This is a genomic window from Streptococcus sp. CL8.13 (assembly GCF_049737895.1).
Map to the genome: position 1 here is coordinate 1 of NZ_JBKOTT010000012.1, position 11,314 is coordinate 11,314.

The 11,314-nt window shown below is 42.8% G+C and carries 10 protein-coding genes; 8 read left to right on the top strand and 2 right to left on the bottom strand.

Annotated features, from left to right (window positions below; all coding sequences use genetic code 11):
• Positions 1 to 81 precede the first annotated feature (81 nt).
• From rsmB to ACLNCN_RS00920, 7 genes are all read left to right on the top strand, one after another.
• On the top strand, positions 82 to 1,395 hold the full coding sequence (rsmB, locus tag ACLNCN_RS00890) for a 16S rRNA (cytosine(967)-C(5))-methyltransferase RsmB (RefSeq protein WP_004234091.1): 1,314 nt from the start codon (positions 82 to 84) through the stop codon (positions 1,393 to 1,395).
• A gap of 14 nt (positions 1,396 to 1,409) precedes the next feature.
• The gene (locus ACLNCN_RS00895; protein WP_000406255.1) at positions 1,410 to 2,150 is read left to right on the top strand and encodes a Stp1/IreP family PP2C-type Ser/Thr phosphatase; all 741 of its coding nucleotides are present in this window, start codon (positions 1,410 to 1,412) and stop codon (positions 2,148 to 2,150) included.
• Positions 2,147 to 4,048, top strand: a complete 1,902-nt coding sequence (pknB, locus tag ACLNCN_RS00900) for a Stk1 family PASTA domain-containing Ser/Thr kinase (RefSeq protein ID WP_261029121.1) — start codon at positions 2,147 to 2,149, stop codon at positions 4,046 to 4,048. Before ACLNCN_RS00895 ends, pknB begins: the two co-directional genes overlap by 4 nt.
• Positions 4,049 to 4,136: 88 nt before the next feature.
• The gene (locus ACLNCN_RS00905) at positions 4,137 to 4,895 is read left to right on the top strand and encodes a threonine/serine exporter family protein (RefSeq protein ID WP_020903004.1); all 759 of its coding nucleotides are present in this window, start codon (positions 4,137 to 4,139) and stop codon (positions 4,893 to 4,895) included.
• Position 4,896: 1 nt separating this feature from the next.
• Positions 4,897 to 5,346, top strand: a complete 450-nt coding sequence (locus ACLNCN_RS00910) for a threonine/serine exporter family protein (RefSeq protein WP_020901615.1) — start codon at positions 4,897 to 4,899, stop codon at positions 5,344 to 5,346.
• A gap of 113 nt (positions 5,347 to 5,459) precedes the next feature.
• Positions 5,460 to 6,632, top strand: a complete 1,173-nt coding sequence (locus tag ACLNCN_RS00915) for a hydroxymethylglutaryl-CoA synthase (RefSeq protein WP_308525846.1) — start codon at positions 5,460 to 5,462, stop codon at positions 6,630 to 6,632.
• Positions 6,632 to 7,906 carry a hydroxymethylglutaryl-CoA reductase, degradative gene (locus ACLNCN_RS00920; RefSeq protein WP_261029123.1) on the top strand — a complete coding sequence of 425 codons (1,275 nt, stop codon included), beginning with the start codon at positions 6,632 to 6,634 and terminating at the stop codon, positions 7,904 to 7,906. Before ACLNCN_RS00915 ends, ACLNCN_RS00920 begins: the two co-directional genes overlap by 1 nt.
• Positions 7,907 to 7,941: 35 nt before the next feature.
• On the opposite strand, the gene ACLNCN_RS00925 is transcribed toward ACLNCN_RS00920, so the two are convergent.
• Both ACLNCN_RS00925 and ACLNCN_RS00930 read right to left on the bottom strand, forming a co-directional pair.
• Positions 7,942 to 8,907 (bottom strand): LacI family DNA-binding transcriptional regulator, encoded by a 966-nt coding sequence (locus ACLNCN_RS00925; RefSeq protein ID WP_424844442.1) that lies wholly within the window; start codon positions 8,905 to 8,907, stop codon positions 7,942 to 7,944.
• The gene (locus ACLNCN_RS00930) at positions 8,888 to 10,342 is read right to left on the bottom strand and encodes a sucrose-6-phosphate hydrolase (RefSeq protein ID WP_424844443.1); all 1,455 of its coding nucleotides are present in this window, start codon (positions 10,340 to 10,342) and stop codon (positions 8,888 to 8,890) included. Before ACLNCN_RS00930 ends, ACLNCN_RS00925 begins: the two co-directional genes overlap by 20 nt.
• Before the next feature lie 379 nt (positions 10,343 to 10,721).
• On the opposite strand from ACLNCN_RS00930, the gene ACLNCN_RS00935 reads away from it, so the two are divergent.
• On the top strand, positions 10,722 to 11,314 hold a 593-nt coding region (locus ACLNCN_RS00935; RefSeq protein ID WP_424844444.1), incomplete at its 3' end, for a glucose PTS transporter subunit EIIB.

Consider the following 11,314-nt stretch of genomic DNA (forward strand, 5'->3'; position numbering starts at 1 on the left):
AGCCAGCTGGTAAGCCTAAGATGGACATTGCTTCCTTCCTCAACGGAGTTGGACGTACATTGACTGTAGGAGAACGATTTGGTGACTAAAGTAGAAACGGCTAGAAGTTTATCCCTAGCAGTATTAGAGGATGTTTTTATCAATCAAGCATACTCAAATATCGCCTTAAATAAGCATCTCAAGGGAAGTCAGCTCTCTGTAGCAGACAAGGGCTTGGCGACCGAGCTGGTCTATGGAACAGTAGCCCGTAAACTGACTCTGGAATGGTACTTGTCCCACTTTATTGAAGACAGAGATCAGTTAGACAGCTGGCTCTACGTCCTTCTTCTCATGAGTGCCTACCAGCTCCGCTATTTGGACAAGATTCCAGATCATGCTGTGGTCAATGAAGCAGTAGAATTGGCCAAAGTCCGTAAAAAAGGCAGTGAAAAATTAGTCAACGCCGTCCTTCGTCGTATTCTGCGTGAAGGCTGGCCAGATATTGCTAGCATCAAACGAAAAAACAAGCGTGATTCCATTGCCTATTCTCTCCCAGTTTGGCTAGTTGCCAAGCTCAAGGAAGAATACGGAGAAGAGCGAGCGCAAGCTATCTTTGAAAGCCTTTTGGTGCGAAACAAGGCCAGTATTCGTGTAACGGACCTAGGACGAAAAGAAGAAATCCAAGTTTTGTTGGAGGCCAGTGTTTCATCCTTGTCTCCCTCTGGTCTTGTGAAGGAGCAAGGGCATTTTGCAGGCCATGATTTGTTTGCGGATGGAGCCATTACCATCCAAGACGAGTCCAGTCAGCTTGTTGCTCCGACGCTTGATTTACAAGGTGATGAGCAGGTTCTAGATGCCTGTGCGGCTCCGGGTGGAAAAACAGCTCATATAGCCTCTTATCTCACGACAGGTCAGGTTACTGCTCTGGACTTGTACGACCACAAGTTGGATTTAATCCAAGAAAATGCCCAACGTCTGGGAGTTGCAGACAGGGTTCAAACGCAAAAATTAGATGCCAGAAAAGTGCATGAGTTTTTTGGTCAGAATTCATTTGATAAGATTTTGGTGGATGCTCCCTGTTCAGGAATTGGTCTTCTGCGCCGTAAACCAGACATCAAATACAATAAAGAAACGGCAGATTTCGCGTCCTTGCAGGAAATTCAGCTAGAAATATTAGGTAGTGTTTGTCAAACACTACGCAAAGGTGGTATAATAACTTATAGTACCTGTACTATTGTCTCAGAGGAGAACTTTCAAGTCGTACAGGCATTTTTAGAAAGTCATCCTGAATTTGAGCAAGTAACACTAGAACATGAATGTAAGGATATCATGAAAGATGGCTGTATCCTCATTACACCTGAATTGTATGGAAGTGATGGATTTTTTATCAGTCAATTTCGTAAGATATCGGATTAGGAAGGAACTAACACATGGAAATTTCATTATTAACAGATGTTGGTCAGAAACGAACAAATAACCAAGACTATGTCAACCACTATGTCAATAGAGCTGGACGTACTATGATTATCCTAGCTGATGGTATGGGAGGTCATCGTGCGGGGAATATCGCTAGTGAGATGGCGGTAACAGACCTAGGTGTAGCTTGGGTAGATACTCAAATCGATACGGTTAATGAAGTGCGTGAATGGTTTGCTAACAACCTTGAGATTGAAAATCAAAAGATTAACCAATTGGGACAAGATGAAGCTTATAAAGGAATGGGAACAACCCTCGAGGCTGTTGCTATTATTGGCAATCAGGCTATCTATGCCCACATTGGGGATTCTCGTATCGGTTTGATTCGTGGAGAAGAATACCACCAGTTAACAAGCGACCATTCTTTGGTCAATGAATTGCTCAAGGCTGGTCAATTGACACCTGAAGAAGCAGCTAGCCACCCACAGAAAAATATTATTACCCAGTCAATTGGTCAAAAAGACGAAATTCAGCCTGATTTTGGAATGATTACCCTTGCGACAGGAGATTATCTCCTACTTAATAGCGATGGATTAACCAACATGATTTCAGGCAGTGAGATTTGTGATATTGTAACCAGTGATATTCCTTTGGCAGATAAAACAGCGACGCTTGTGCGTTTTGCTAACAATGCAGGAGGTTTAGACAACATTACGGTTGCCCTTGTTTCTATGAACGAGGAGGATGAAGAATGATCCAAATCGGCAAGATTTTTGCCGGGCGGTATCGGATTATCAAACAAATTGGTCGAGGAGGCATGGCAGATGTATACTTGGCCAAGGATTTGATTCTAGACGGGGAAGAAGTGGCAGTAAAGGTCCTGAGGACCAACTACCAAACAGATCCCATTGCAGTGGCTCGTTTTCAGCGTGAAGCGAGAGCCATGGCAGATCTGGACCATCCTCATATCGTTCGGATTACAGATATCGGTGAAGAAGAGGGACAACAGTATCTTGCAATGGAGTATGTTGCTGGACTAGACCTTAAACGCTATATCAAGGAACACTATCCTCTTTCTAATGAAGAAGCAGTCCGTATTATGGGACAAATCCTCCTAGCCATGCGTTTGGCCCATACCAGAGGAATTGTCCATAGGGACTTGAAACCTCAAAATATCCTTTTGACACCAGATGGGACTGCCAAAGTCACAGACTTTGGGATTGCGGTAGCCTTTGCAGAGACAAGTCTGACCCAGACTAACTCTATGCTGGGTTCGGTTCATTACTTGTCACCAGAGCAGGCGCGTGGTTCGAAGGCGACTGTGCAGAGTGATATCTATGCCATGGGGATTATTTTCTATGAGATGCTGACAGGCCATATCCCTTATGACGGGGATAGTGCGGTGACCATTGCTCTCCAGCATTTCCAGAAACCACTGCCGTCAGTTATAGCTGAGAATCCATCTGTGCCTCAGGCTTTAGAGAATGTTGTCATCAAGGCAACTGCCAAGAAATTGACAGATCGTTATCAGTCAGTTGCAGAGATGTATGTGGACTTGTCTAGTAGTTTGTCTTATAATCGTCGCAATGAGCCTAAATTGGTGTTTAATGATACCACTAAGGCTGACACCAAGACTCTTCCTAAAGTTCCACAAAGTACCTTGACTTCGATTCCTAAGGTGCAAACACAAAGTCCAAAGCCACAGACTGCGAAGCCGAGTCAGCAGGCTTCAGAGGACAATTACGCAACCAAGCCTGTTAAGAAACGGAAATTTAGAGTTCGCTATATGATTTTGTTGGCCAGCATTGTATTGGTGGCAGCTTCTCTTATTTGGATACTATCCAGAACTCCTGCAACCATTGCCATTCCAGATGTGGCAGGTAAGACAGTGGCGGAAGCCAAGGAAACCCTCAAGAAAGCCAATTTTGAGATTGGCGAGGAGAAATCAGAGGCTAGTGAAAAGGTGGAAGAAGGGCGGATTATCCGTACAGATCCTGACGCTGGAACTGGTCGAAAAGAAGGAACGAAAATCAATTTGGTTGTCTCATCAGGCAAGCAATCTTTCCAATTGAGCAATTATATCGGCCGTAAATCGACCGATGTTATCGCAGAACTCAAGCAGAAGAAGGTACCTGAAAATCTCATCAAGATAGAGGAAGAAGAATCAAGCGAGAGTGAAGAAGGAACAGTTCTTAGACAGAGCCCATCTGCTGGAACAACTTATGATTTGAGTAAGGCCTCAACAATTACTTTAACTATTGCTAAGAAAGTAACAAGTGTTGTCATGCCAAGTTATACAGGTTCCAGTCTTGAATTTACGAAAAATAACCTCATCCAAATTGTTGGTATAAAAGAAGCCAACATTGAAGTTGTAGAAGTTACCACAGCTCCTTCCGGAACTGCTGAAGGTACCGTCGTTGAACAGAGTCCAAGAGCAGGTGAAAAGGTAGATTTGAATAAGACACGCATCAAGATTTCAATTTACAAACCAAAAACACCGCCGTCAACATCATCATCAGCACCAGCCCAACGTGGAAACCAAGGTTCTACTACAACACCAAGTCAGGGGAACCAGCAAGGAAATCAACGAGGAGATACTCATTCTACTAATCAATCAAGTAGTGAGGGAAGCCACGAAAATTCACGTAATTAAACGAATCTTTGTCATGATTTCATGGCAAAGATTTTTTTTGACTCCAGATTTGTGATAGAATAGAAGGAGTTGATAAAAGGAGGAACGCATGGAAGAATCAAGAGAATTAAATGCCGTCATCGATGTGATTATGTTAGCTGGAACCATTCTTCTCAAAAGTGGCTCAGAGATTCATCGTGTAGAAGATACCATGATCCGTATTGCGCATTCGCAGGGGATTGTGGATTGCAATGTTCTTGCCATGCCTGCCGCTATCTTTTTCTCCATTGAAAATACCAATATTTCGCGTATGAAGCGCGTGACGTCCTCTTCTTATAACATTGAAAAAGTCTGCGATGTGAACCAAATTTCTCGTCAGTTGGTAGGGGGGCAGATTGATTTAGAAACAGCCTTTAAGCAATTGAAGGCTTTGCAAGCCCAACCCCTTCCTTATACTAAGTTGCAGGTAACTCTGGCTGCGACCTTTAGTGCTCCTTTCTTTTCAATTATGTTTAGTGGAAATATCTACGACGCACTTGGGGCAGGAGTGGCTACCTTATTTGGTTTTGCCTTTTCCCTCTATGTGGAGAAGTTTATCCGAATTCCCTTTGTGACGGCCTTTGCTGGAGCCTTTGTCTTTGGGATGATTGCCCAGTTTTGGGCTCGCTACACAGGTTTTCCTTCAACGGCAGATTTGATTATAGCTGGTGCGGTCATGCCTTTTGTACCAGGAATTGCCTTGACCAATGCGGTTCGGGATATTATGACTAACCACATAAACTCTGGTATGAGTAAGATGTTTGAATCCCTGCTCATTACCCTTGCTTTAGGGGCAGGAACTTCTGTCGCCTTGGTATTGATGAACTAATATGACACTAACAACCTTTTTATTACAAGCAGTGGCAAGTCTTCTTGCTATTATCACTTTTTTAATCGTACTCAATGTTCAACGCTCTATGCTCTTACCTGGAGGGATTTTGGGCATGGCTGTCTGGCTAATTTATCTCTTGCTCAAGGAACCGACCAATGTAATTGTGGCTACTTTTATTGCAGCCATTATAGGTTCTTGTGTCAGCCAGATTTTAAGTATTCTTTATAAGACACCTGCTGTGGTCTTTATCTTGGCCATCTTGGCACCTCTGGTTCCGGGTTATCTTTCTTATCGAACAACTGCCTTTTTTGTGACAGGGGATTATAGTCACGCCATTGCCAGTGCTACCTTGGTTGTTATGCTTGCTTTGGTGATTTCCATTGGAATGGCTAGCGGAACAGTGATCCTTAGACTTTATTCTCACTTACGAAAACAGCATAATGGTTAGAATAATAAGCGACTTGATTTGGTGAATCAAGTCTTTTTTCTCTCTTTTACTGCTATTTGTGATAAAATAGTATAGAACGATTTTTTACAATGAATGATAAAACAGAGGTAAATATGACAATCGGTATTGATAAGATTGGTTTTGCGACCAGTCAATATGTCTTGAAATTACAAGACTTAGCAGAAGCGAGGGGAATTGACCCTGAAAAATTAAGTAAAGGACTCTTACTCAAGGAATTGAGTATTGCGCCCCTAACTGAGGATATCGTGACCTTGGCGGCCAGTGCAAGTGATTCTATTTTAACGGAGCAAGAAAGAGCAGAAATTGATATGGTCATTGTAGCTACTGAGTCAGGAATTGACCAAAGTAAAGCTGCAGCCGTCTTTGTGCATGGTTTGCTGGGCATCCAGCCCTTTGCTCGTAGTTTCGAGATTAAAGAAGCCTGCTATGGAGCGACAGCTGCCCTTCATTATGCCAAATTGCATGTGGAAAATTCTCCAGAGTCCAAAGTTTTGGTTATTGCCAGTGATATTGCCAAGTACGGTATTGAAACTCCAGGAGAACCAACTCAGGGTGCTGGCAGTGTGGCCATGTTAATTACACAAAATCCACGCATTATGGCCTTTAATAATGACAATGTAGCTCAGACTCGTGACATCATGGATTTCTGGCGTCCAAATTACTCAACAACTCCTTATGTAAATGGTGTCTATTCTACCCAGCAATACTTGGATAGTTTGAAAACGACTTGGCTTGAATACCAAAAACGTTACCAGCTTACCTTAGATGATTTTGCGGCTGTTTGCTTCCACTTGCCTTATCCTAAATTAGCCTTAAAAGGCTTGAAAAAAATCATGGATAAGAGCCTGCCTCAAGAGAAAAAAGACCTCTTGCAAAAGCATTTTGACCAGTCTATTCTCTACAGTCAAAAGGTGGGGAATATCTACACAGGTTCACTTTTCCTTGGACTTTTGTCTCTCTTGGAAAATACAGATAGCTTGAAGGCTGGCGATAAAATCGCCCTTTATAGTTACGGAAGTGGGGCTGTAGCTGAGTTCTTTAGTGGTGAATTGGTTGAAGGATATGAAGCTTATCTGGATAAAGACCGTTTGAATAAGCTCAACCAACGAACTGCCCTGTCTGTTGTAGACTATGAAAAAGTCTTCTTTGAGGAAGTAGACTTAGATGAAACAAATTCTGCCCAGTTTGCTGGCTATGAAAATCAAGATTTTGCCTTGGTTGAAATTGTGGACCACCAACGCCGTTATAGCAAGGTTGAAAAATAATGAAGATAAGTTGGAATGGATTTTCTAAAAAATCATACCAAGAGCGCCTCGAGCTGTTAAAAGCTCAGGCGCTCCTTAGTCCTGAGAGACAAGCGAGTCTGGAGCAGGATGAACAGATTAGTGTGACTGTGGCAGACCAGCTGAGTGAGAATGTGGTGGGAACTTTTTCTTTACCTTATTCGCTGGTCCCAGAGGTCCTCGTCAACGGTCAGGAATACACAGTTCCCTATGTGACAGAAGAACCGTCCGTGGTTGCTGCGGCCAGCTATGCAAGTAAAATCATCAAGCGAGCAGGCGGTTTTACTGCTCAAGTTCATGAGCGCCAGATGATTGGGCAGGTGGCCCTTTATCAAGTTGCTAATCCTGATCTAGCGCAAGTGCAGATTGCAAGCAAGAAAGCCGAACTCTTGGAACTTGCCAATCAAGCCTATCCTTCTATCGTTAAACGTGGAGGTGGGGCGCGTGATTTGCATGTAGAACAGATAAAAGGCGAAACAGACTTCCTTGTTGTTTATCTCCATGTTGATACCCAAGAAGCCATGGGAGCCAATATGCTCAACACCATGCTGGAAGCCTTGAAACCAGTCTTAGAAGAACTCTGTCAGGGACAGAGTCTCATGGGGATTCTGTCAAACTACGCGACCGATTCTCTGGTGACAGCAAGCTGTCGCATCGCCTTTCGTTACTTGAGCCGCCAGAAGGACCAAGGACGAGAAATTGCGGAGAAAATAGCTTTAGCTAACCAGTTTGCGCAGGCTGATCCTTACCGAGCAGCTACTCACAATAAAGGGATATTTAACGGTGTTGATGCCATTTTGATTGCCACTGGTAATGACTGGCGTGCCATCGAAGCCGGGGCCCATGCCTTTGCCAGTCGAGATGGGCACTATCAAGGTCTTAGCTGCTGGACGCTGGACCTTGAAAGAGAAGAATTAGTTGGTGAGATGACTCTGCCCATGCCTGTAGCGACCAAGGGTGGGTCTATCGGCCTCAACCCTCGTGTAGCCCTCAGTCATGAGCTACTGGGAAATCCTTCTGCTAAAGAATTAGCCCAGATTATCGTGTCTATCGGACTTGCCCAAAACTTTGCAGCCCTCAAAGCCTTGGTGAGTACAGGGATTCAGCAAGGTCACATGAAATTACAGGCCAAATCCTTAGCTCTCCTAGCAGGTGCTAGTGAGTCTGAAGTTGCTCCCCTAGTTGAGCGCCTCATCGCAGATAAAACCTTTAATCTCGAGACAGCCCAGCATTATTTAGAAAACTTAAGATCATAAAAAAACTCAGACGAATTCGTCTGAGTTTTTTGTACTTAAATACTTTTTCCTGGTAATAGTGTGACTGGTAAGAAGTAACCAGTTGTCGCGACCTCTTTGCCTTCAATCTTCTGCAAAAGGAGATCGACAGTGAGTTGGGCAATCTCTTTCATAGGTTGCTTAATCGTTGTCAGGTGAGGGTAGTAGTTTTCGATAAAGTAAGTCCCATCATAGCCGATGACCTTGAGATCTTCTGGGACAGAAATGCCCAGTTCTTGAGCGATTTTAATGACCAGAATAGCGGTCAAATCATCCGAAGCAAAGATGGCATCTGGTTTTTGACGGGTCAAGATATTCTTGATTTCCATTTCTTTTCTGACGGGCGAAAAGTCACTGGAAACATTGATAATAGGAGCTTTTGGGAGTACAGATGCAAAACCAGCGTGGCGTAGTCCAGTTGGCGAGTTAGAATTGTCATTCCCTGTAATCATAATGATAGACTGGGCGCCTGTCTTAACCAAGGTCTGGGCAGCAAGAACCCCACCAGCGTAGTTGTCAGAGGAGACGACAGGAATGTCTGGCGATAGGTTTCGGTCAAAGGAAATAATTGGTGCCGTCACGCGATTGTAGTCTTCGATTCCCAAGTTGTGACTACCCGAAATGATGCCGTCCACCTGATTGGCTTCCAACATTTCGATGTATTCACGTTCCTTCTCAGAATCGTGTTCGCTGTTGCAGATGATGGCCTTGTAACCATTCTTGAAGAGTTGGTGTTCCAACTTATCAATCAATTCTGCATAGAAAACGTTGGAAATATTTGGGAAAATCAAACCGATTAACTTAGCTGATTTTCCTTGCAAGCTACGAGCTAGGTTGTTGGGTTTATAGCCCAATTCTCGCATGGCTTCATTGACTTTTTGGATGGTTTTCTCAGATAGATAACCTTTTTTATTGATAACCCGAGAAACGGTAGTAGGGCTGACACCTGCAAGTTTGGCGACATCAGTTAGTTTTGCGACCATAATCTAATTCATAGTAAGTTCCAGTTGGGTTTCCAGATTTAATCAGGATACCATTTTGGTCCTCATGTGGGAAGACACGACCAGAAAATACTTTTTCTCCTTTATTGATGAAAATTTCAAAGACAGAGTTATCGATGAAAATCGTAGCAGTAGTAGCCTGATTCTCGATAGGGCAAGAACGAGTAGTTCCAAATTCTTGGGCATACTGTTCTCCAGCCTGGCTACGATCCACTGTCACTTGACCATTTACAAGGTCAAAGTTGATGGAAAGTCCTTTGCCTTCTTTATCAGCAAGTAAGACAATCTCGCTCTGGCTATTGGCTTCCAAGTTGAGTTCGAGTTCGTAAGTGTTCTTGGTTTTGGAACGGTTTGAGAAGGCTTCTTCAGAGGCACGAAGGTCCTTGATAGCTGCGACTGGGTATTGGTAGAGCTTGCCGTCTTTGATAGTGAGTTCCTTGACCAAAGAGAAGGTTCCTTGGTGGTCAAAACGGTCAGATGGATATGAAACATCAGGTAAACCAAGCCAGCTAACAGCTAGAGCACGTCCATCAGGAGCGTTGAAAGCTTGAGTTGCATAGGCTTCGAAACCATAGTCCATGTTTTGAAGTTGAGATACATCTACCATTTTGGCATTTTTAGGGTCAAAGGAAGCTCCAATCTTATACATATTTGGATAGATATTATCGTAGTCTAGAACTTTCTTATCCAATCCTTGTGGACAGTAGAGAAGGACAGGTTGCTCCCCTACAAAGACCAGATTTGGACATTCCATCATATAGGCAGTGCGGTCGTTAGCAAAGTCAAGGTCGCCAACGGCTTGCCAGTTTGTGTAGTCGTTGTCTACAGCCTTATAAAGACGAACGAAGCCTTTTTTATCCAAGTCCTGTCCGCCGACGATGGCATAATATTGGCCCTTGAAGTTAAAAATTTGCGGATCACGGAAGTGGTCAGTAGAGTCTGCTGGCTGGTCAATCAAGATTTTGTCAATCTTCGTAATCTTGCCATCCTTATCCATTAAAGCTCCAATCTGGTAGGGGTGACGGATCCAGTTTTCATCACGGACATTTCCTGTATAAAATAGGAACAAGTTATCGCCAAATTGCATGGCAGAACCAGAGTAGGCACCGTGGTTATCTAATGGAGTATCAGGCAAAACTTTGACTCCAGTTTCTCTAAAGTGAACCAAGTCCTCGCTTTCCAATTGAACCCAAGATTTCAAACCGTGGGCTGCACCAAAAGGAAAGTTCTGATAAAAAACAACCCACTTCCCATCAAAGTAAGAAAAGCCATTTGGATCGTTGAGAAGTCCTGTTTTTGGCTCAACATGATAATGAGTATGCCATGGAGATTGTGCTATATTTTTCTTTATATTTTGAATTTCATCTTGCGTCCAATCTTGATAAAGTCTGTAACGACGCTCAGTAGTCCATTCCATTCTTTCATTCCTCCAAAAATCTTATCACATTTAATAGTAACCGTTTTCGGTTAAAAAAGCAAGTCTTTTATGTTAAAAAAGAGAAAAAACTGTCAAACGTTTATCACAAATCAAAAGCAGGAAATCAATCAAATTTCCAAAAAAAGATGAAAGATAATGAAATAGAATCCTGATAACAAAGATTTTAAACTTATTTTTTTAAGTGTTATCTGCTAAAACAGTCAAAAACAATCAATCTAAAGCAAGGCTACTAAGTGGAAATGATATTTTTTCTGCAAAACGCTTGACATATTTCTAAAACATGATAAAATAAAAGTCGTAGGGCGGATAAAATCGCTTTCAAACAAGAACAAAATTTTATATAAGGAGATTTTTGCAAATGAACAATCAGGAAATTGCAAAAAAAGTCATCGATGCCTTGGGCGGACGTGAAAATGTCAACAGTGTTGCCCACTGTGCGACTCGTCTTCGTGTTATGGTCAAAGATGAAGGAAAAATCAATAAAGAAGTGATTGAGAACTTGGAAAAAGTTCAAGGTGCTTTCTTTAACTCAGGTCAATACCAAATCATCTTTGGTACAGGTACAGTTAACAAAATGTACGATGAAGTTGTTGCACTTGGTTTGCCAACATCATCTAAAGATGACATGAAAGCAGAAGCTGCTAAACAAGGAAATTGGTTCCAACGTGCTATCCGTACTTTCGGTGATGTCTTTGTACCACTTTTGCCAGCAATCGTTGCTACTGGTTTGTTTATGGGAATTCGTGGGGCTATTGTTCAAGATCAAGTTTTGGCTTTGTTTGGAACAACTGCGGAAGCTTTTAAAGCAACAAACTTCTATACTTATTCAGTTGTATTGACGGATACAGCCTTCGCCTTCTTCCCAGCTTTGATCTGTTGGTCAGCCTTCCGTGTATTCGGTGGGAATCCTTTAATTGGTCTGGTTCTAGGGTTGATGATGGTTAACTCAGC